19 protein-coding genes are annotated in these 20,074 nt (G+C 52.8%); 9 read left to right on the top strand and 10 right to left on the bottom strand.

Annotated elements, in window-relative coordinates; genetic code table 11:
• Nucleotides 1-38: 38 nt before the first annotated feature.
• A complete protein-coding gene (locus EC840_RS16795; RefSeq protein ID WP_132966266.1) occupies nucleotides 39-779 on the bottom strand; it encodes an SDR family oxidoreductase in 741 nt (246 codons plus the stop codon).
• A gap of 119 nt (nucleotides 780-898) precedes the next feature.
• On the opposite strand from EC840_RS16795, the gene EC840_RS16790 reads away from it, so the two are divergent.
• Nucleotides 899-1,801: a LysR family transcriptional regulator gene (locus EC840_RS16790; protein WP_132966264.1), complete on the top strand. Its 903-nt coding sequence runs from the start codon at nucleotides 899-901 to the stop codon at nucleotides 1,799-1,801.
• Between the two features lie 55 nt (nucleotides 1,802-1,856).
• Nucleotides 1,857-2,348, top strand: a complete 492-nt coding sequence (locus EC840_RS16785) for a hypothetical protein (protein WP_113876791.1) — start codon at nucleotides 1,857-1,859, stop codon at nucleotides 2,346-2,348.
• Nucleotides 2,349-2,403: 55 nt separating this feature from the next.
• Here EC840_RS16785 and EC840_RS16780 read toward each other — a convergent pair whose 3' ends face one another.
• From EC840_RS16780 to EC840_RS16760, 5 genes are all read right to left on the bottom strand, one after another.
• A complete protein-coding gene (locus EC840_RS16780; protein ID WP_132966262.1) occupies nucleotides 2,404-2,943 on the bottom strand; it encodes a hypothetical protein in 540 nt (179 codons plus the stop codon).
• A 17-nt stretch (nucleotides 2,944-2,960) separates the two neighbouring features.
• Nucleotides 2,961-3,290 carry a hypothetical protein gene (locus EC840_RS16775; protein ID WP_095924354.1) on the bottom strand — a complete coding sequence of 110 codons (330 nt, stop codon included), beginning with the start codon at nucleotides 3,288-3,290 and terminating at the stop codon, nucleotides 2,961-2,963.
• A 199-nt stretch (nucleotides 3,291-3,489) separates the two neighbouring features.
• Entirely contained in the window at nucleotides 3,490-5,064 is a 1,575-nt protein-coding gene (locus EC840_RS16770) for a hypothetical protein (protein WP_132966260.1), read from the bottom strand.
• Nucleotides 5,065-5,191: 127 nt separating this feature from the next.
• A complete protein-coding gene (gene hpxO, locus EC840_RS16765) occupies nucleotides 5,192-6,349 on the bottom strand; it encodes an FAD-dependent urate hydroxylase HpxO (RefSeq protein ID WP_132966258.1) in 1,158 nt (385 codons plus the stop codon).
• 212 nt (nucleotides 6,350-6,561) lie between these two features.
• Nucleotides 6,562-7,242 carry a YopT-type cysteine protease domain-containing protein gene (locus EC840_RS16760; RefSeq protein WP_132966256.1) on the bottom strand — a complete coding sequence of 227 codons (681 nt, stop codon included), beginning with the start codon at nucleotides 7,240-7,242 and terminating at the stop codon, nucleotides 6,562-6,564.
• Nucleotides 7,243-7,447: 205 nt separating this feature from the next.
• Here EC840_RS16760 and EC840_RS16755 point away from each other — a divergent pair, with 205 nt between their 5' ends.
• Nucleotides 7,448-8,302 carry a LysR family transcriptional regulator gene (locus EC840_RS16755; RefSeq protein WP_132966254.1) on the top strand — a complete coding sequence of 285 codons (855 nt, stop codon included), beginning with the start codon at nucleotides 7,448-7,450 and terminating at the stop codon, nucleotides 8,300-8,302.
• 112 nt (nucleotides 8,303-8,414) lie between these two features.
• On the top strand, nucleotides 8,415-9,827 hold the full coding sequence (locus tag EC840_RS16750; protein ID WP_243701083.1) for an amidohydrolase family protein: 1,413 nt from the start codon (nucleotides 8,415-8,417) through the stop codon (nucleotides 9,825-9,827).
• Nucleotides 9,828-9,915: 88 nt separating this feature from the next.
• Here the strand turns inward: EC840_RS16750 and EC840_RS16745 are convergent, their stop codons facing one another.
• Nucleotides 9,916-10,458: a single-stranded DNA-binding protein gene (locus tag EC840_RS16745; RefSeq protein WP_095924349.1), complete on the bottom strand. Its 543-nt coding sequence runs from the start codon at nucleotides 10,456-10,458 to the stop codon at nucleotides 9,916-9,918.
• 326 nt (nucleotides 10,459-10,784) lie between these two features.
• Here EC840_RS16745 and uvrA point away from each other — a divergent pair, with 326 nt between their 5' ends.
• Genes uvrA through EC840_RS16730 form a run of 3 tightly spaced genes read left to right on the top strand, consistent with a single transcriptional unit; the run spans nucleotide 10,785 to nucleotide 15,659 of the window.
• Nucleotides 10,785-13,640: an excinuclease ABC subunit UvrA gene (gene uvrA, locus EC840_RS16740; protein WP_113876684.1), complete on the top strand. Its 2,856-nt coding sequence runs from the start codon at nucleotides 10,785-10,787 to the stop codon at nucleotides 13,638-13,640.
• Between the two features lie 59 nt (nucleotides 13,641-13,699).
• Nucleotides 13,700-15,040 (top strand): AAA family ATPase, encoded by a 1,341-nt coding sequence (locus tag EC840_RS16735; protein ID WP_132966250.1) that lies wholly within the window; start codon nucleotides 13,700-13,702, stop codon nucleotides 15,038-15,040.
• Nucleotides 15,027-15,659 carry a TIGR02646 family protein gene (locus tag EC840_RS16730; protein WP_132966248.1) on the top strand — a complete coding sequence of 211 codons (633 nt, stop codon included), beginning with the start codon at nucleotides 15,027-15,029 and terminating at the stop codon, nucleotides 15,657-15,659. The genes EC840_RS16735 and EC840_RS16730 overlap by 14 nt, the downstream gene beginning before the upstream one ends.
• A gap of 63 nt (nucleotides 15,660-15,722) precedes the next feature.
• On the opposite strand, the gene EC840_RS16725 is transcribed toward EC840_RS16730, so the two are convergent.
• Both EC840_RS16725 and EC840_RS16720 read right to left on the bottom strand, forming a co-directional pair.
• The gene (locus EC840_RS16725; RefSeq protein ID WP_132966246.1) at nucleotides 15,723-16,904 is read right to left on the bottom strand and encodes an esterase; all 1,182 of its coding nucleotides are present in this window, start codon (nucleotides 16,902-16,904) and stop codon (nucleotides 15,723-15,725) included.
• 114 nt (nucleotides 16,905-17,018) lie between these two features.
• Nucleotides 17,019-17,936 (bottom strand): LysR family transcriptional regulator, encoded by a 918-nt coding sequence (locus tag EC840_RS16720; RefSeq protein WP_113876682.1) that lies wholly within the window; start codon nucleotides 17,934-17,936, stop codon nucleotides 17,019-17,021.
• 100 nt (nucleotides 17,937-18,036) lie between these two features.
• Here EC840_RS16720 and EC840_RS16715 point away from each other — a divergent pair, with 100 nt between their 5' ends.
• Together EC840_RS16715 and EC840_RS16710 are read left to right on the top strand one after the other, a co-directional pair.
• Complete coding sequence (locus EC840_RS16715; RefSeq protein WP_129638042.1) at nucleotides 18,037-18,657, top strand: glutathione S-transferase; 621 nt, start codon at nucleotides 18,037-18,039, stop codon at nucleotides 18,655-18,657.
• 5 nt (nucleotides 18,658-18,662) lie between these two features.
• Complete coding sequence (locus EC840_RS16710) at nucleotides 18,663-19,583, top strand: pyridoxamine 5'-phosphate oxidase family protein (protein WP_132966244.1); 921 nt, start codon at nucleotides 18,663-18,665, stop codon at nucleotides 19,581-19,583.
• Here EC840_RS16710 and EC840_RS16705 read toward each other — a convergent pair.
• Nucleotides 19,565-19,918 (bottom strand): MmcQ/YjbR family DNA-binding protein, encoded by a 354-nt coding sequence (locus EC840_RS16705; RefSeq protein ID WP_120163839.1) that lies wholly within the window; start codon nucleotides 19,916-19,918, stop codon nucleotides 19,565-19,567. The genes EC840_RS16710 and EC840_RS16705 overlap by 19 nt on opposite strands.
• Nucleotides 19,919-20,074 lie beyond the last annotated feature (156 nt).

The raw sequence follows: 20,074 nt of genomic DNA, 5'->3' as shown, positions 1-20,074 counted from the left end.
TCCGGGCAAGCACATCGTTAAACCGTTAATCGGGAGTGTTAAATAATCCCGCCATTCGCCTTCAGCGTCTGGCCGTTAACCCATGCGCCATCGGCACCGGCGAGGAAGGCGACGACGGAGGCAATATCTTCCGGCTGGCCGAGGCGCTCAAGCGGTGAGGTTTTGGCGATCGTTTCCACCAGTTGATCCGATTTGCCGTTGAGGAATAAATCCGTTGCCGTCGGGCCGGGCGCCACGGTGTTGACGGTTATCTGGCGTCCGCGCATTTCTTTGGTTAGCACGCGGCTCAGTGCTTCGACAGCTGCTTTGGTCGCGGCATACACGCCGTACGTCGGCTGGTATAACCCAACCACGGTCGATGAGAAATTGATGATTCGCCCGCCGTCGTGCAGATGTTTCGCCGCTTCACGCAGCGTGTTAAAAGTGCCTTTCAGGTTAATGTCGATAAGGCGATCGAACGCTGCATCGTCTGTGTCGGCAATGGCGGAAAGTGTCATGATCCCCGCGTTATTCACCAGCACATCAACACCACCAAACGCCTGTTCCGCGCTGGCAAACATCCGGCTGACCGCCGCAGCGTCGCTGACATCCGCCTGCCCGCTGATGGCCTTGCCGCCTGCCTGTACGATTTTACTGACCACCGCGTCAGCTTCTGCCGCACCGCGTGAATAGTTCAAAATCACGGTAAAACCGTCCTGCGCCAGACGCTGCGCAATCGCTGCGCCGATACCACGGGATGCGCCGGTGACCAGGGCGACTTTCTGTTTAGATGAAGTCATGAGGTGTTTCCTTTTGAGTTGTCCGGATTCGTTGCTGCTGAAGAAAGCGTAGCCGATTGACGCTGCCGGATAATTACCCGATATTCGTTATCACTATCCGGAAAAGGCGAACAATCATCATGGATAAACTCGACAGTATGCAGTTATTCACCCGCGTGGTGGAACTGCGCAGTTTTACGCAGGCCGCACAGGCGCTGAACCTGAAACGCTCGACGGTGACCGACGCGATTAAGCAGCTGGAAACGCGGCTGAACATCCGGCTTCTGCAACGCACTACCCGTCACGTCAGCCCGACACTGGACGGCGAAGCCTATTACCAGCGCTGTCTGCGTATTCTGGCGGATGTGGAAGATGCCGAAATGGCCTTTGCCGGTGCGCAGCCGAAAGGGTTATTGCGGGTGGATGTCCACGGTTCGATGGCGCGACATTTTCTGCTGCCAGGACTGCCGGACTTTCTGGCGCAGTATCCCGACATTGAGTTTTACATGAGCGAAGGCGACCGGCTGGTGGATCTGGTGCGCGAAGGGATTGATTGCGTGATCCGCGCAGGAGAGCTGAAAGACAGCGATATGGTGGCGCGCCCGCTCGGTACGCTGCCGGAAATTACCTGCGCCAGCCCGGAGTATCTGCAACGTTTTGGCATACCGGAAACACCGGAAGATCTCGCCGGTCACCGGATGATTGGTTTTCGTTCCAGTGCCACCGGAGGCCTGTTGCCATTAGTGTTTCAGGACCAAGGCAAAACGCGTGAAATCCTGCTGCCGACCAGTTTGTCGGTCAACGGCGCGGAAAGCATGAAAGAAGCGGCACGGCGCGGAATGGGGATTATTCAGGTGCCGCATTACGGCCTGCTGGAAGATCTCGCGCAGGGAAGTCTGGTGCAGATCCTGACTAATTTTCCGGCCGGTACGTTACCGGTTTCCCTGCTTTACCCGCGTAACCGCCAGCTTTCGCCACGGGTGCGGGTGTTTATCGACTGGATGGTGAAAGAATTTGCGCGGCGCGATCCGCATCTGACATGATAGTTTTTCTGCTCAGAAAGCCTGACGTCATAACGTTAACGATTGGGAGATGCCGATGACCACACCTGCTGTATTGCTGCATATCGGCAGCGAAGAAACGCAAGTTATCGTCCGTAGTGATGATAACGAAGATAAAAGTTTGCTCCTGACACTGGGCTCACAACTGACATCCGTCGGGTATTTCCGCCATTCGCCGCCGACGCCGGATGAAATGGAAACCGCCATTATGGTGGTCGAGGACGAAGTAATTCGTATCCGGCATGACATTCCGCCGGACGCCAAACTGTTCAGCACAGACAACGATATCCGCGCGCTGGCCCGCATTGCCGGTGAAGCAGAAAACGAAATAATGACCTTATCCCTCGACGCCGTTGAACGCACTTTCGACCGGCTGGCGCTGGTGATTAATGGCCGTCCTGCCCATTTCGAAGGCATCCCGGACGGTAATGATTTCGCCGCCACGCTGCTTATTTTGCGCGAATTTATGCATCACCTGCAATTTGATGAAATCGTGGTGAAAGGGACGAAATTTGAGATACCCAGGTAAGCACTAAAGAGAAAAGAACAGCCCCGGATGGGGCTGTTAATACGTTAGCACTGGATCAGGATTTACTTTTTCCCTGCCCGTGGGTGTCGTAATAATTGAGCACGAATTCGAGATCGAAGGTTTTCGACTGGAATGTCTGTTTAAGTTTTTCCTGTAAAGGTGCTGGTAAAGCTAAAAACCGACCTTCTGTTTTTATCACAGAGGGATTTGCGCCCGGCGAAAGGACAATCAAAGATTCGATCACTGTTTGATAATCTTGCCCGCTATGTGTGCTTTCAGGAAAACTGCCCGCATAGGCAATCATACTCAGCATATATTCATATTCTTGCTGTTGAATACAGGATTTCAGCGATTCATTTTTAAAGTAAATAAGCGCAGTAGATATCGTTTCCCGATCAAAAGGCTTCAGATCTTCTGCGGTGACTTTCGGCTTTTGTTGCTCTTTTTTGTCACACAGCGTGGTTTGTCTGCCCAGGCTGTCCATCGCAGATTGCATTGCCTGCTTTAGTCTTAATTGTTCCGGCGAGATACTCTGAGTAGCAAATACGCACAGAGGAAAAAAGAGTAAGAGTGCGGTTAATGGTAAAAGCTTCACATTCATTCCTTAAATGTTTAACGAAGACTGTCCTTCATACACATCCAAAAAGCACGTTCCTCACCTTGCAATCCAGTTGTTAATATTAGCATTTCGATATCTCTATATATCAAGTTCCTGACAAGGTCACCGGTTCCTTTCGCTGCCTGAGAAAACATAAAGAAATCTTGTTGTGTAACGTAAAAACTACTGGTTAATGAATTATTTTTAACGAAAATAGAATAAAGAACACTAGTTGCATTCAGTGCCTGAAGTAATGTTCCCAATTTTCTCTTTCGACGTATTTCTTCAATGGTATTGATACTCTGCTGGCCGAAAGTTACGGAACCTCCACCACATTCTATCATTTTAGACCTCAGCTATTATTGAAATATATCATTCATAATAAATACATTCACATGACCCATCAAATAACTTCATTTATATGATATTGGTAAAAATGATTTTTAACTGAAGAAATATCACACTTCCAGAAATAAAAAGCCTCTCTGAAATATTCAGAGAGGCTTATAGTTTCCGTTTATTTAATAACGTTACTGCAAAATATTAATTATTTTTCAATACCGCAGGTTCAGATTCCATCAGTACCATCCCGCTGAGATCAGGCAGGGTCTGATGATTCAGGTAATCCTGGAACGACATCCGCGGGGCATTATTTTCCCAGGCGGATTGCAGCTTGCCGAGCAGGTTAGTGGTCTTCGACACAGATTCCGGCGTGGTGGTGTCGGATTCCAGTGCGCCTTTCACATATTTCTGAATATGTGTTGAGTTGCTGGCGGACTGAGTCACTGACGCACTCACCAGCGCCCCTTTGTGATACTGCACGGACGTCGTGCTTTCTGCCGAGTCATCAATCTGATAGTACAGGTAATTCTGCGAATTCCGGTCGCTGGTCAGGTTCAGCTGTAAACCCGGCGTCAGCGACTGATGGTAACTGGCGACCAGATGCGACTGCTGCTTCTGGGTGATATTGCGATCCTGCGTACCCGTACCGGTGATGCTGCTGGTTTGAGAAACCTGATAAGAGAACGTATCGGTTTCGTCCGGGCGCATCGGATTGGTGGTATCGACCGGCGTCTGTGAGATGGACGCCGTGAAATCCGCCAGCCCCGTCATCATGTTTTTATCGGTTTTGGTCAGCGAGAAATACACCGGCTCTGAGCCACGGGTTTTGTATGTCGTCGCCGTATCGCCGTAATTGCTGTTCAGGGCGGTAAAGGCATCTTTGAACATGGCCATCAGCGATTCATCGGCATTGCCGCGATTGCCTGCGCTGTTGATTTGCTTCAGATAACTGTTCAGCGCCTGTTTCTGCTGATTATCGGTGCCCAGCAGTGCGCGTTGACTCATGTCCACGCTGATATCTACCGTGCCAGCCACACCGGTCGATTTGACTGAGCGCGTATTCGCATCAGCATGAAAATCCAGCGTCTGGGTATTAGTGGTGCCCAGCGTGGCGTGCAAATCCACCGACGACAGCACCGAGGTATCGAATTTTGTCAGGCCGCTCAGATCCAGCTTCGGCGGCTGCGCCGTCAGGCCATCAATCGCTTTCTGAAAACCTTCTGCAAGACCGGCCAGCGCTTTGCGATCCGCATCGCTGAGCGTGCCTTTGCTGACATTCACCTGCACGCCGAGACCGTCATCATTGCTGCCCAGCGTGATATCCACCAGCGCGCCGCTGGCGGTTTTAATGCTCAGGCTTATCTGGTTATCGGCTTTGGTATGAAGCTGGGTTTGGGCGGCGACGTTGGCCGCAGAACTGGCTGACTGAGCGGAAGTCTGCTTCATCACCGACTGGGAATAACTGCTGCTGTAGGTAGTAAATCGTTCAAGCAGCGCCGCACCGAGTCCGGTAAAACGCGCCGCATTGCCGGCGTTGCTGAAATTGGATGCGAGCTTTGAAGACATCAGATCACTGGAAGAACGTTCCCAGACCAGTGCCGGTTTGGTGATGCTGTATACCGGCGACGCAGATTCCGTCTGGCCGATCATCACTGCGGTGGATTGTGTCGTTGAAGCCTGCTGCTGACTGGCTGTAGTAGTGACTGCCGTCAGTGATTTTGTTGACGTAACCAGCGTATTAAGCGCCTGATTACCTGTCGCAGAGATAACTGTCATCCTGATGAGTCCCTATGTTTTTGCGTCAAAGCGCCAGTGGATACCTTGATCCTTCTGATGCTATTTTCGGCAAAAACACAGGAAACTTTAAGGATGTGTAAAAAGTTATTTCCTGCCAGTCACCGCGCTATTCCAGCGGGCCGCCCAGAATGGTTTCACACATTCCGGAAAGAATGCGTTCACCGGTTTCAGTTTTCAAATCCTCATACCATTGTTCGGTCACGGCCATTTCTTTGCCGTGGGTGACATCGCAGCGTTTACGCGCTTTCAGTACCAGATCCTTCACGCGACATGCGCGTTTTTCCTGATAACGCAGCAGTGCATCTTCAATGCCTAATGAATTGGTTTGCAGCATGTTCGCCAGCACCACCGCATCTTCCATCGCCGCACAACCACCCTGCCCGATATCCGGCGTGGTGCTGTGGCCGGAATCGCCGAGCAGCGCAATACGGCCTTTGACCAGTTGCATAAAGGGTTCGATATCGTGGATTTCAACGCGGTTAGTAGTTTCAGGATTGATCTGGCTGATCAGCTTTTGCACCGGTTCCGCCCAGCCCGCAAAGTAGCCCTGCAAATCCTCGCGCACGGTGGTGCGATCCTGCGGCAAACCTTTCGGCAGCGGCACATCAAAGAAGAAGTAAAAACGGTTGCCGCTCACCGGCATCAGCGAAACGCGTTTGCCTTCGCCGACAAACGTCGTCCATTGATCGGCAGGCGCGATGCTTTCGTCGATTTCCACCAGGCCGTTCCAGTTGACGTAACCGGCGTACCGGCGCTCCGTCGCATAGCCCAGAACGTGCTGGCGGATAACAGAATGGGTGCCGTCGGCGGCAATCAGTAAATCACCGGTCGCAGACGTGCCGTCGTCAAACCAGGCGGTCACGCTGTCGGCGGATTCTTCAACATGCGTTACGCGCTTGCCAAACTGCACCTGATCGCGGCCATACGTCTCGAGCAACATCGACTGAAGTTCCGCACGCGCCACCGGATACGGCTGCTCGCCGACGCTTTGGATCAGCGGATCCATACTGAAACGCGTCATGGTCTGACCCTGCTGATATTCTTTGTAGGCCATAAAACGCATGTTGCCGCCAAGTTCGCGCAGCGCATCTTTCATACCGAGATAATTTAGGCACTTCACGCCGTTAGGCCAGATGGAGATCGCCGCGCCGACCGGTTTGATCTCTTTCACTGCCTCGTATACCGCCGTTTCGATGCCAAAACGCTTCAGCGCAATCGCCGCACACGCCCCGCCAATACCGCCACCAATCACGATCGCTTTCATATTTTTCTCCCCTGAGTCTCTTTAGGGAAAAGCAATTTCTGTACCAGAAAGACGATTTGCCGCCAAAGCCTTGTAGTCAATCTTAAGTGAAATCAACCACTGCCAAAGCGTGGACGGAATGCGCTAAAACGAGGCGCACTTTTGGAGCAAACGTGTCGCAACCAGCACGAAATGAACCAGTCTGGTGCGTCGACCTTTTTCACCGCTTTCCCTCAGGGAACGGCGTAGTGCTCCACCGTTAACATAAAGTACTGGCTGTAGTATTGTGAAAAAACATGCGTCAGAAATCTTTCCATTTCATCATTAACGCCCTTGTTATAGGGAAAAACGGTTTCCCCATAATTGGGGTCGAGAAATTTAATTTGATTTGCCTCAGCCCTTATACCTAAAGAATGCCCACCGGACGATTTTTTAATGGATATATGATAGCCATAGCCCTGACGGACATTATTCAATATTGCCTGAGACATTTTTATTGGCGTGTTTTCTGTCAGCCGGATCTCTTCACGAATGAAATTAACGCTATGCGGTTTAAGGATGCCATGAAAAACGTTTTTCATTTCTTTCATATTCCCGCTGGCGCTCAGGTGCTCCTGAAAATTCATAATTCCACGCACCAGTGTCTTACCCCGCTCACTGCTGATATACGAACTGAACTGGCTCCAGCTTTGACCTGAGATCAGGTATGCACCAATCAACCCCTGACACACACCGCTTTCAAAACCATATTCCACCACCCGTCCTGCACGGTCATAACTATTCCCGGTCCATGCCCCCTTACGTTTTAGTGAATCGCAATGATCCCACTTGTTTTTCTTAATATATTCACCCTGCCTGAATTTATTATATATCCCATTAGAATCTTGTATCAGTCTGACTGAATCAATTCTCATAAATCACTTCATTCCATCATTAATAAAATTTTTTCAAATGATAAAGAAATAAGACTTTCAATGTCGGACATGAATAATTAAGAAAACAGAAAGAAAACCTTGCCTTCTGAAGTGTTCTCAGCCCCTGGTCTGGTGCGCACGGGCGAAGGTTGGTACTCTGGGTAGTATTGATATTTTGAATACGTAAAACATAAGTATTTATAAAATGAATCGCTATCCGATGTTCAGCCCGCAGCAGTTGCTTAGTTTTGTCGCCGTCTGCGAAACCGGCAGTTTTACCCGTGCTGCCGACCGCGTTTATCTCTCGCAATCCACCGTCAGCCAGCAAATCCGCCGGCTGGAAGAGGCGCTGGGTAAACCGCTGCTGGAACGCACCTCACATCAGGTTCAGCTCACCGAAGAAGGCGAACGGTTGCTGGGTTATGCGCGGCGGATTATTGCCCTGAACGGTGAAGCGCACGACGCGCTGAGTGACCAGTGGCCGGACGGCGTGGTGCGTCTTGGCGTGCCGGAAGATTTTGCCGCCGCCACCACATCGTTGCTGGCCCAGTTCAGCCGCGCCCATCCGCATATCCGCCTCGATGTGACCAGCGGCCTGAGCCACGAACTGCGCCGCGCCTGGCAGCAGGAGATGCTGGATATTATTCTGGTGAAACAACTCTCCGGCGAGAAAGCCAATGCCTCGCGCCCCGAGCCGATGCTGTGGCTCGACAGCGCCGCGTTTCCGGCGTTTGAACGGGATCCGATCCCGCTGGTGCTGTTTCCGCTCAACGGGTTATACCGCGAAGAACTGTGTCAGGCGCTGGATACTCTCGGACGCAGCTGGCGCATCAGTTACAGCAGCGCCAGCCTCGCGGCGCTGGTCGCCGCCAGTGCCGCCGGACTGGGCGTTACCTTATTGCCTGCCAGCTGCCGCCTGCCGGAACACCGGATTTTAGGCACCGAGAGCGGCTTGCCGCCGGTGGATAACGTCGAACTGGCGCTGTTTTATCGCCCCGATGCGACGCCGGCACAAATCGCACTGGCCGGAAAACTAAAGGATTTTTGTCAGCTCAGTTAGCCATTACGTTTCCCACTGACAGGCAGTGGGAAAAATCGCAGCCGGAACCGGCGATATCTTTTAGGGTGAAAGGGAAACAGCATCCTCCCGCATCATGATTAAGGAATTCGACGTGCAAAATCCTCAGCAACAAAGCCGCAGAAACTTTCTCTCTCATAGCGCCAAAATCACCGCCACCGGCGCATTGCTCACCGCAGGAATGTCCTCCGGAATCGCATCAGCCGCGCCGTTTAAAGCGGGCGCGATGGACGAAAAAGGTGACGATGTCAGCCAGATCAACGCGATTTCTGCACCGCATTACCAGCTGCGCAATGTGCGGCTGGAAGAGGGTTTTGAGCGCGAAGGCGATATCGTTGTCGCCACCCAAACCGGGCTGTACAACCTGGAAATCAATAACGGCAAAATCGTGGCGATCCAGCCAGCAAAAGACGCCCCGGCCAGTAACTTGCCTGCTTTTGATGCCAGAGGATTACTTCTGCTGCCCGCCACACGCGACATGCATATTCACCTCGACAAGACCTTCTACGGCGGCAAATGGGAAGCACCCCGCCCGCGTAAAGGCAAAACCATCATGGATATGATTGCCCGCGAACAGGTGCTGATCCCCCAACTGTTACCGACATCGGTGGAACACGCCGAAGCAATCATTGGCCTGCTGCATTCCAAAGGCACGACTGTTGCGCGCAGCCACTGCAATATCGACCCGGTCAGTGGCCTGAAAAGCCTTGAGCATCTGAAGATTGCGCTGGAAAAGCATCAGCAGGATTTCAGTTGTGAAATTGTGGCGTTCCCGCAGCACGGTTTACTGCATTCGAAAGTCGATGGCCTGATGCGCGAAGCGATGCAAATGGGCGTGCAGTACGTCGGCGGGCTGGATCCGACCAACGTGGACGGCGCGATGGAAAAATCCCTCGACGCGATGTTCCAGATTGCGCTCGATACCAACAAGGGCGTGGATATTCATCTGCATGAAACCACGCCAGCCGGGATTGCAGCGGTGAAATACATGATTCAGACGGTGGAGAAAAACCCGCAGCTGAAAGGCAAAGTGACGCTCAGCCACGGTTTCGCACTGGCGATGATGCAGGGCGCAGAACTCGACGAGGTAATCAACGGGCTTGCCGAACAGCAGTTCACCATCGCCTCCACCATTCCGCTCGGTAAACTGAACATGCCGCTGCCGCAACTCAGCCAGAACGGCGTATTTGTTATGACCGGCACCGACAGCGTGATCGACCACTGGTCGCCGTTCGGTACCGGCAGCATGCTTGAAAAAGCCAGCCTCTACGCCCAGCTCTACGGCAACTCCGACGAATTTGGCCTGACGCGCTCCCTCGCTATCGCCACCGGTAACGTCCTGCCGCTCGACGACAGCGGCAAACGCCAGTGGCCTGCGGTGAACGATAACGCCGAAATGATCCTGGTCGACGCCAGTTGCTCCGCCGAAGCGGTGGCGCGGGTGTCGGAGGTGAAAGCGACATTCCATCAGGGCAGATTAGTGTTCGGTGCTGTTGGGAAAGTGTGAGGTATCAGAGACCCCTGAATGCCGGATAGCAAAAAGCCCCTTTCGGGGCTTTTTGCTGTTCTGAACGTTGATGCCCGAAGGCAAACAATCAGAACGGGATATCGTCGTCGAAATCCATTGGTGGTTCGTTGTTCTGTGCTGGCGCGTTGTTTTGCGCAGCCGGACGAGCCTGCTGGCCGCCGCTGAACTGGTTGCCGCCTTGTGGCTGCTGAGGCTGACCCCAACCGCCTTGCTGGCCGCCTGCGGATGGCTGACCGCCACCTGCTGGTGCGCCGCCGCCGGCACGGCCGCCGAGCATCTGCATGGTGCCGCCCACGTTAACGACGACTTCGGTGGTGTATTTTTCAACGCCAGCCTGATCGGTCCATTTACGGGTTTGCAGTGCGCCTTCGATGTAGACCTGAGAACCTTTCTTCAGGTATTCGCCTGCGACTTCTGCTAATTTGCCGAACAACACCACACGGTGCCATTCCGTTTTTTCTTTCTGCTCGCCGGTGGCTTTGTCACGCCAGCTTTCAGACGTTGCCAGAGTGATGTTGGCAACCGCGCCGCCGTTAGGCATGTAGCGGACTTCCGGGTCTTGTCCCAGATTACCGACGAGAATAACTTTGTTTACGCCTCTGCTGGCCATGTGGATTCTCCTGATGATGTATGTCGTGGTTGAAACCACAATCCGAGGTGTGGAAGGTCACACTTTGCAGCATTATAACCATAAAACGATACCTTCGTACCATGGATGTCTGAGGATGCGGCATTCTTTCCAGATTGTTCAGCAAACATTCCATCGTTACATCGAGTACTGGATATACATTCAGGTTTTGGGGTGGCACAGATTGTGATTTGTGTCATAATTGCGCGTTACGTTCTTCTCTGTGCCCGATTCGATGGCTGGCGCGAAACAGGTTTTCACGGCGGTTACCGGCACGGTGAGCTATCAAGTTAATCCGGGAATGATGAATGGATAAGATCGAAGTTCGGGGCGCACGCACCCATAATCTCAAGAATATCAACCTGATTATCCCGCGCGACAAACTGATTGTTGTCACCGGCTTATCCGGTTCAGGCAAGTCCTCTCTGGCGTTCGATACGCTGTACGCCGAAGGCCAGCGCCGCTACGTCGAGTCGCTGTCTGCCTATGCACGCCAATTTTTATCCTTAATGGAAAAACCGGACGTCGACCATATTGAAGGTCTGTCTCCGGCGATTTCGATTGAGCAAAAATCAACGTCACACAACCCGCGTTCAACCGTCGGGACGATCACCGAAATCCACGACTACCTGCGTCTGCTGTTTGCCCGCGTGGGCGAGCCGCGCTGCCCGGATCATAATATTCCGCTGTCAGCCCAGACCGTCAGTCAGATGGTGGATAACGTCCTCGCGCAGCCGGAAGGCCAGCGTCTGATGCTGCTGGCGACCATTGTTAAAGACCGCAAAGGCGAGCACACCAAGACGCTGGAAAACCTGGCGTCGCAGGGCTATATCCGTGCGCGTATCGATGGCGAAGTGTGTGATCTGTCCGATCCGCCGAAATTAGAATTGCAGAAAAAGCATACCATTGAAGTGGTCGTTGACCGCTTTAAAGTGCGTGATGATCTGGCGCAGCGTCTGGCGGAATCGTTTGAAACCGCGCTCGAGCTTTCCGGCGGTACCGCCGTGGTCGCCGATATGGATGACCCGAAAGCCGATGAGATGCTGTTCTCTGCCAACTTCGCCTGTCCGGTGTGCGGCTACAGTATGCGCGAACTGGAACCGCGTATGTTCTCGTTCAATAACCCGGCCGGTGCCTGTCCGACCTGCGACGGGCTGGGCGTGCAGCAATTCTTCGACCCGGAACGCGTGGTGCAAAACCCTGAGCTTTCACTGGCAGGTGGCGCAATTCGTGGCTGGGATCGCCGTAACTTCTATTACTTCCAGATGCTGCGCTCTCTTGGCGAGCATTATGATTTCGACGTGGAAGCACCGTTTAACGAACTGAGCAGCGACGTAAAACACGCGATCCTGCACGGCTCCGGCAAAACTACGATTGAATTCAAATACATCAACGATCGCGGTGATACGTCTATCCGCCGCCATCCGTTTGAAGGTGTGCTGCACAATATGGAACGCCGTTATAAAGAAACGGAATCCAGCGCGGTACGTGAAGAACTGTCGAAATACATCAGCAACCGTCCGTGTACATCCTGCCGTGGCACACGCCTGCGTGAAGAAGCACGTAACGTGTTCGTGGAAGAAACGACGTTGCCGGAAATCTCTGATTTCAGCATCGGTCATGCGATGGATTTCTTCCGCAATATGAAACTCAGCGGCCAGCGCGCCAAGATTGCTGAGAAAGTGCTGAAAGAGATTGGCGATCGCCTGAAATTCCTGGTGAACGTTGGTCTGAACTATCTCTCGCTGTCCCGTTCTGCGGAAACGCTGTCCGGCGGCGAAGCCCAGCGTATCCGTCTGGCGAGCCAGATTGGTGCCGGTCTGGTGGGCGTCATGTACGTGCTGGATGAGCCCTCTATCGGCCTGCACCAGCGCGACAACGAACGTCTGCTGGAAACCCTGATCCACCTTCGCGATCTGGGTAATACCGTCATTGTGGTCGAGCACGACGAAGATGCGATCCGCGCCGCTGACCATATTATTGATATCGGTCCGGGTGCGGGCGTGCATGGTGGCGAAGTGGTGGCAGAAGGCACCGCTGAAGACATTATGGCGACCGAGAATTCACTGACCGGCCAGTTCCTGAGCGGCAAACGTGAAATCTCTGTACCGGCACAACGCGTTCCGGCGGATGCCACCAAAGTGCTGAAACTTTCCGGCGCCAAAGGCAACAACCTGAAAGACGTCACGCTGACGCTGCCGGTAGGCCTGTTTACCTGTATCACCGGCGTGTCCGGCTCGGGTAAATCGACGCTGATTAACGACACATTGTTCCCGCTGGCACAGCGCGAACTGAATGGCGCAACAATTGCCGAAGCCGCACCGTATCGCGAAATCGAAGGTCTGGGGCATTTCGATAAAGTCATCGACATCGATCAGAGCCCGATTGGTCGTACGCCGCGTTCTAACCCGGCAACCTACACCGGCATTTTCACGCCGGTTCGCGAACTGTTTGCCGGTGTACCGGAATCCCGTTCACGCGGTTATACGCCGGGACGTTTCAGTTTCAACGTCAAAGGCGGACGCTGCGAAGCCTGTCAGGGCGACGGCGTGATCAAAGTCGAAATGCACTTCCTGCCGGATATTTATGTGCCGTGCGATCAGTGCAAAGGTAAACGCTATAACCGCGAAACGCTGGAAATTAAATACAAAGGCAAGAGCATCCACGAAGTGCTGGAGATGACCATTGAAGAAGCGCGTGATTTCTTCGATGCCGTCCCTGCCCTTGCGCGTAAATTGCAGACGCTGATCGACGTCGGTCTGACCTACATCAGCCTCGGCCAGTCAGCAACCACGCTGTCCGGTGGTGAAGCGCAGCGCGTGAAACTGGCGCGTGAGCTGTCCAAACGCGGCACCGGTCAGACGTTGTATATTCTCGACGAACCGACCACGGGCCTGCACTTTGCCGACATTCAGCAACTGCTGGAAGTACTGCATCAGCTGCGCGATCAGGGCAACACCATCGTGGTGATTGAACACAATCTGGACGTGATTAAAACGGCGGACTGGATTGTCGATCTCGGGCCGGAAGGCGGTGCGGGCGGCGGACAGATTCTGGTCGCCGGTACGCCGGAAACCGTCGCGGAATGCAAAGAATCGCATACCGCGCGCTTCCTGAAACCGTTGCTGGAACGCCACAGCCAGCAGGCGAAGAAAAGCGCTTAATGTCATGAATTAGCAGATATAATGCGTCGAATTTATTTTTAAAGTTAAAGGGTAGCGTTATGGAAATTAAAAACATTCGTCTGATTAACGTTGGTCGTTTTGAAGATTTGGAAATAGCGCTATCACCGACTGAAAATTGCCCTGGCAATACGACCGTTTTTGTTGGTAACAATGGGGCAGGGAAAACCTCATTACTTAAATCGATAGCAACATCGTTGAGCTGGTTTGTATCACGCATTCGTTCGGAAAAGGGTAATGGAAGCCCTGTTCCGGAAGATGTCATCCTTAATGGACAAAATTCGGCATCCATTGAACTCGAAGTCCTCGACGCTCACGTTGGAAAATCTTTTACATGGGCGATAGCAAAAACCCGTGCAGGGCGAAAAGCTGTATTTCAGACACATTTGAGTTCTTTGTCCGCATTAACTGATATCTACAGGACCAGGCTTTCAGATAATCACAAAACTGCACTGCCACTGATTGCTTTCTACCCTGTCGAACGGGCAGTGTTAGATATCCCACTTAAAATAAGAGAAAAACATTCTTTTACTCAGCTTGATGGATACGACAATTCATTGAGTCAGGGTGTAGATTTCAGACGATTCTTTGAGTGGTTTCGCGAACGCGAAGATTCTGAAAATGAGCAGGGGTTTACTGAAGAATCTGTTGAAGCAATGGTCAAAATTCTTGGTGGTGATCATGAATCTATCGTGAAAATTAACGAACTTCGTGATGCAGCCAAAGACAAGCAATTATCGGCTGTACGTATTGCAATCCATCACTTCATGCCAGGTTTTACAAATATGCGGGTAAGGCGTAAGCCCCGGCTGCATATGACCATTGATAAACAGGGCGAGACATTAAGCGTTTCACAACTGTCACAGGGAGAGAAGTCCCTGATGGCGTTGGTTGGCGATATTGCACGACGCCTTGCGATAATGAATCCTGATTCAAACAATCCGTTATCGGGTGATGGAATTATTTTAATTGATGAAGTGGATATGCACCTTCATCCGCAATGGCAACGCAGCTTAATTGAGCGCTTAACTTCAACGTTTCCAAATTGTCAGTTCATCTTATCAACGCACTCCCCTTTGGTAATCAGCGATTATAAAGATGTATTGGTTTACTCCTTAGAGAATGGCCAAAGCAAAGAAGTCTCAACCCAATATGGACAGGATGCCAACTCCGTTCTTTTAGATGTCATGGACACTGATATCCGCAATAGTCGTATCAACATCCGTTTGAACGACCTGTTAGATGCGATTAATGACAAAAAAATCGACGCGGCCCGATCTATTATCAACGAACTTGAGACCATACTCCCTGCGTCAAATATAGAATTAATCAGGGCAAGATTGTTGCTGCGTAAACAGGAGTTACGCCGTGAGGAAAGTTGATAAAGGAATTGAGCCACCCAGTCTCACCGACTGGAAAGTCGCAAATCCTGCCGGCAATTACACCGGCCTGACAAATAGAGAAAGAGTCGATATTCGCTTTTTCTGTTTGCGTGAACAGTTTTATATTTGTGCGTATTGCTGCCAGGCAATCACTGGCCAGAATGAAGACTGCATGAATGAGCACGTTGAGGCTCGAATGCTAGCTCCTCATCGCAGTCTGGATTACACAAATATCGTAGCCAGCTGTACGGGGCTCAATCAATGTGACAAATCACATGGCTCTCAGTCACTACCACTTACTCCTTTTATGAACGAGTGTGAAACTGAGTTTCGTTTTAAAATCAGTGGAAGAATAGAAGGCTTAAGCGCCCGTGCTCAAGAAACAATCCGCGTTCTTAACCTAGGCGATACCGAACAGAATAATCGCAGCCTGATTGAAAAGCGAAAACAGTTAGTCAGTGCATTGATGCTGAAAAATGGTCTCGATGCGGAGGAAGGACTGGAGGACGATGATCTTTTGCAAGCCGTTATAGAAGATATCTCAACACCCATGGACGATCATCTTGAGGCATTCTCACCAGTAATGGTTAATATTTTAAAACAATGGATTACAGCCTGAATACCTCATTCATCTGGTTCTGATGAGTATAAACAACGCCACTTTCGTGACGTTGTTTATCTTTTACTTAAATATCTTCTGCACAAACTCCGCGTAGGCCGGACGCCAGACATCCATTTCATGGCCCAGACTCGGGTATTCGTGATAATCGAACTTAATCTTTTTCTCTTCCAGTTCAGACTTCAGTCCGGCGATGTCCTTGCCTGTTACCACATCCTTTTCCCCCACCACTAACGTGAAGTTTTTCAGCTGTGCGTTGATTTTTTCCGGTTCGGCGAAGCGTTTTTCGACGTCAGCATTCGGGACTGTCGTGGTGCTGACGCCGCTAAAGGTCGCCAGCCAGCCGAACTGGTCGAGATGCGTCATGCCGCTGACCAGCGTCTGATAACCGCCTTGTGAAAGCCCCGCGAGTGCACGTCCGGCGGCATCATCACGTACGCGGAAGGTTTTGGAAATCAGCGGGATAATGTCGCCGGTCAGTTCTTTATCGGCCGCCGCCGCATTTCGGGGATAGAATTCCTTGCGGCGATCTTTGGTGACGTAATCTTCCGGCACCACGCCTTTGGCGTCGGTTTCAGTATCCGGAATGACCACTAACATCGGCGCGATTTTTTTCTCCGCCAGCAGGTTATCCATGATTTGCGGAATGCGTCCCTGATCCAGCGCCGAGCGGCCGGTGTCACCAAAGCCGTGGTAGAAATACAGTACCGGCAACGGCTTTGACGCATCGCTGTAACCCGGCGGCGTCCATACCGCAACCTGACGCTCAGAATTCAGCGCAGCGGAATGATAGGTCAGCGTGCGGACTTCGCCGTGCGGAACGCTTTTCACATCCAGAATACTGCCCGGCACCAGGATCAGGCTGGTGTTCACCTGTCGCTGCGGCTTAGGCATCGCACTGCCCGGGTCGGCAATCCGCAAACCATCGACATTGAAGAAATATTCATACAGATCAGGTTTTTGTGCATCCGACGTCCAGCTCCAGACGCCTTTATCGTCCTTGGTCATCTGATGCGGAATGTATGTCACCGCCGTCGCGCCGGTTACCACGTCAACGTGTTCAGCAGCCGGTGCATACAGGCGGTAAGTGATGGTTAAATCAGGATTTACTGCCGTGATGTAATTTTTCGCAGGCACCGAAGCATCAGGATCCTGTGGCAAACTTTGCGCGGAGACAGTCAGGGAGATCGGCGCGCTGAGCGCCAGTATCAAAAGCGTGGCAAGATTCAGCCGGTTACGGGTCATCATCCTTTCCTTCTGGGTTGGCGTGAGCAACGGACAACCTGTCCTGAAGTAACTCACTGTTTTTGCACAACTCTCAGAGTAGGTTATTTTTACCGCATACAAGCGTGATCGGCGTCACTGTTCAGAAGATGCGTCCAGCGCATGAAGTTGCGGAAGTGCGCTCAGCCGCTGACAGGCGAAATCCCAGAATGTACGGACCTTGCGCGGCATCTGCTGCACCTGTTGCGCCACCAGTTGTACCGGCAACGGCAGTGGTTCGAATTCCGCCAGAAGCCGCACCATGCGACCCGCCTGCACATCGTCGCTCACCTGATAAGACAGTAAGCGTGCAATCCCCTGCCCGCTGCGTACCGCCAGCAGCTGTGATTCCACGTCGTTTGAGAGCAGACGCGGTGACAGCCGGACACGCAAATCATCCTCATGCGGTCCGAAACGCCATTCGCGGATTTGCGTACGCAGCGTGCCCATCACCGTCTGGTGCGCGGCCAGCTCCGAAGGATGTTGCGGTTCGCCATGCCGCGCCAGATAAGCCGGACTGGCGACCAGTACGCGGGTCACTTGGGCGACCTTACGCGCCACTTTGCCTGAATCTTCCTGATGCCCGATACGCACCGCCAGATCCAATCCTTCGTCGATCAGATCCAGATTGCGGTCGTTAAGCATCATTTCGATCTGCATATCAGGATGTTGCGCCAGAAATTCCATCACCAGCGGCGCGACATGTTTACGCCCGAACTGCACCGGCGCGGTGATACGCAACAGGCCGCTGAGTTGAGTTTCTGCGGTGTCTTCCACTGCGTCCTGATACTGGCTGAGCAGCAGGCGGGCCTTTTCCGCCAGCCGTGTGCCCGCTTCTGTCGGTGCCAGACTGCGCGTGGTGCGCTCGACCAGCCTTGCGCCGAAACGGTGCTCCAGTGAGGCAATGGCGCGGGTGATCGCGGGTGGCGACCGGTGAAGTTTACGGGCGGCTTCCGCCAGGCTGCCATACTGAAGTACGGCGACAAAAATCGCCATTTCATCCAAACGATCCATAGATTCTTCCACAAAGTGAAACACTCAATTTCAATTGAGTGGATCCCAATCGTTTAGCGCAAGAGTAATGTTGTGTTCAGACACTTTAAGGAGACAGCCCATGCCCGCCATCAAACTTTACAGCACGCCACTTTCCGGCCACTGCCACCGCGTGACCCTGTTGCTGAACATGCTCAACCTGCCGTTTGAGGCCACTGAAGCTGGTGCCGGCGTGCGCCAGACGGAGGATTTTGCGCGGCTGAATCCGCTGCGTCAGATCCCCGTTCTGATCGACGGCGGGCACGTGCTCACCGACAGCAATGCGATCCTGGTGTATCTGGTCAAACGCTACGCGCCGGACAGCCACTGGTTGCCGGAAGATCCGCTGAAGGCCGCTGAGGTGCAGAAATGGTTATCCCGCGCCGCCGGTGAAGTGCGTTTCGGTCCGGCCTCTGCGCGTATGGTGAAACAATTTTCTGCGCCGGAAGTGTACGAAAGCGCACTGCAGATTTCGGCGAAATTTCTGCCGCAGCTGGAACAACATCTGGAAAACCATGAGTTTCTGGCGACGGAACGCGCCACCATTGCCGATCTGGCCTGTTACAGCTATGTGGCGACTGCACCGGAAGGCGGCGTTTCACTGACGGGTTATCCGGCCATTCAGCGCTGGCTGGCACGGATTGAAAGTCTGCCCGGCTTTACGCCGCTTCCGGCATTACCGTTGCCAGAAATTGCGGGATAAAGACGATGAAGAACCCTTTCCATGCAGACGAAATCCTGGCTCAGGACATGGCAGGGTTTGACGTCGAAGCACACGGCATCCGTGAAGCGATGCCGGAACAGCACCGGCTGTTTTTCGCCGCGCTGCCTTATTTGTTTATCTCAACGCTGGATGAAAACGGCTGGCCGGTGGCGACATTGCTGACCGGACCAGCCGGGTTTATCCGCACACCGGATGACACGCATTTACGGATTAACGCGCCAAGACGGACGGATGATCCGGCGCTGACGGCCTTACAGCCGGGAAAACAGATCGGCGGACTGGGGATCGATTTTTCCAACCGGCGGCGTAATCGCGTGAATGGCAGGATCGGGCGCATCGATAAAAATCGGATCGAGATCGTGGTCGATCAAAGTTTTGGCAATTGTCCGCAGTATATCCAGATCCGCAAACTGACGGATGTGCCAGTCAGTTTGCCATTGCCCGCAAGAGAGGACATGACGGAGCCGGATGCGGATGCGCGTGCGCTGATTGGGCGTTCGGACACTTTTTTCATCGCCAGTCACGCGCACGGCGGCGCGGATGTGTCACATCGCGGTGGTCAGCCGGGATTCGCACATCTGGTGGGAAACCGTTTGTGGGTGCCGGATTATCGCGGCAACCGCTATATGAATACGCTGGGAAATTTACTGGCAGAGCCGCGTGCAGCGTTGCTGTTTATGGATTTCGATAACGGCGATATTTTGCATCTGCAGGGACATACGCAGATCCACTGGCAGCCGGAAGTATTTCCCGGCCCGCAAGGCGCGGAACGCTACTGGAGTCTGGACATCACCCGCGTGTGGCGCTTTCGTGCCGCGTTACCGTGGCGTGCAGCATCAGCCGATTTCTCCCCCGCGACCCTGAAAACCGGCCACTGGTCGGGCGGTCAGTTGCCAATTTCCTGACGCAGATGCTCTTCTAAACCGGAGATGACCGTCTGGTAAGAACTGTCGATTAGGGAATAAAATTGAGAATCCGGCAAAGTGCCATCCAGAACCACGGTATTCCAGTGTGCTTTGTTGAGATTCTTACCCGGAAGAATACAGGTATGTTCGGCGCGTAACTTGCCGGCCATGCCGGTGCTGGTTTTCAGCGAAACCGCTTCATGTCCCTGACAATCGCAGAACATGGCGAACATCACGCCGCCCACTTTTATCTGATTCGCGCCGTGCTGATTTTGGGTACTTTGTTCTGCTCCGGGTTTCCCCATGCAATAGTCGAGCAATTCCGCACTGGTCATTTTGGCCTTTCTCCTTGTCTGATGTTGACGACCCCGCGAACCGGAATCGTCTATTTAGTGTGCAGCAACATCGCAAAAAAGAAAGGTAGCAGATCGCAAATACGGAAAAGGCCGACATTTCTGTCAGCCTTAATGAACGCAACCAACGCATCCGTA

Origin of the sequence: Rahnella sp. JUb53, from assembly GCF_004346065.1 — a bacterium.
Lineage (GTDB): Bacteria > Pseudomonadota > Gammaproteobacteria > Enterobacterales > Enterobacteriaceae > Rahnella > Rahnella variigena.
Note: the sequence above shows the minus strand (reverse complement) of the source record. Positions and strands in the feature narration are given on the sequence as shown.

Bases quoted from the DNA above. Each gene is read 5' to 3' on its own strand.
- EC840_RS16795 (WP_132966266.1), bottom strand. From the start codon at position 779: ATGACTTCATCTAAACAGAAAGTCGCCCTGGTCACCGGCGCATCCCGT.
- EC840_RS16785 (WP_113876791.1), top strand. From the start codon at position 1,857: ATGACCACACCTGCTGTATTGCTGCATATCGGCAGCGAAGAAACGCAA.
- EC840_RS16725 (WP_132966246.1), bottom strand. From the start codon at position 16,904: ATGACCCGTAACCGGCTGAATCTTGCCACGCTTTTGATACTGGCGCTC.
- EC840_RS16705 (WP_120163839.1), bottom strand. From the start codon at position 19,918: ATGACCAGTGCGGAATTGCTCGACTATTGCATGGGGAAACCCGGAGCA.
- EC840_RS16745 (WP_095924349.1), bottom strand. From the start codon at position 10,458: ATGGCCAGCAGAGGCGTAAACAAAGTTATTCTCGTCGGTAATCTGGGA.
- EC840_RS16720 (WP_113876682.1), bottom strand. From the start codon at position 17,936: ATGGATCGTTTGGATGAAATGGCGATTTTTGTCGCCGTACTTCAGTAT.
- EC840_RS16710 (WP_132966244.1), top strand. From the start codon at position 18,663: ATGAAGAACCCTTTCCATGCAGACGAAATCCTGGCTCAGGACATGGCA.
- EC840_RS16760 (WP_132966256.1), bottom strand. From the start codon at position 7,242: ATGAGAATTGATTCAGTCAGACTGATACAAGATTCTAATGGGATATAT.
- EC840_RS16790 (WP_132966264.1), top strand. From the start codon at position 899: ATGGATAAACTCGACAGTATGCAGTTATTCACCCGCGTGGTGGAACTG.
- EC840_RS16715 (WP_129638042.1), top strand. From the start codon at position 18,037: ATGCCCGCCATCAAACTTTACAGCACGCCACTTTCCGGCCACTGCCAC.
- EC840_RS16755 (WP_132966254.1), top strand. From the start codon at position 7,448: ATGAATCGCTATCCGATGTTCAGCCCGCAGCAGTTGCTTAGTTTTGTC.
- EC840_RS16775 (WP_095924354.1), bottom strand. From the start codon at position 3,290: ATGATAGAATGTGGTGGAGGTTCCGTAACTTTCGGCCAGCAGAGTATC.
- uvrA (WP_113876684.1), top strand. From the start codon at position 10,785: ATGGATAAGATCGAAGTTCGGGGCGCACGCACCCATAATCTCAAGAAT.
- EC840_RS16770 (WP_132966260.1), bottom strand. From the start codon at position 5,064: ATGACAGTTATCTCTGCGACAGGTAATCAGGCGCTTAATACGCTGGTT.
- hpxO (WP_132966258.1), bottom strand. From the start codon at position 6,349: ATGAAAGCGATCGTGATTGGTGGCGGTATTGGCGGGGCGTGTGCGGCG.
- EC840_RS16735 (WP_132966250.1), top strand. From the start codon at position 13,700: ATGGAAATTAAAAACATTCGTCTGATTAACGTTGGTCGTTTTGAAGAT.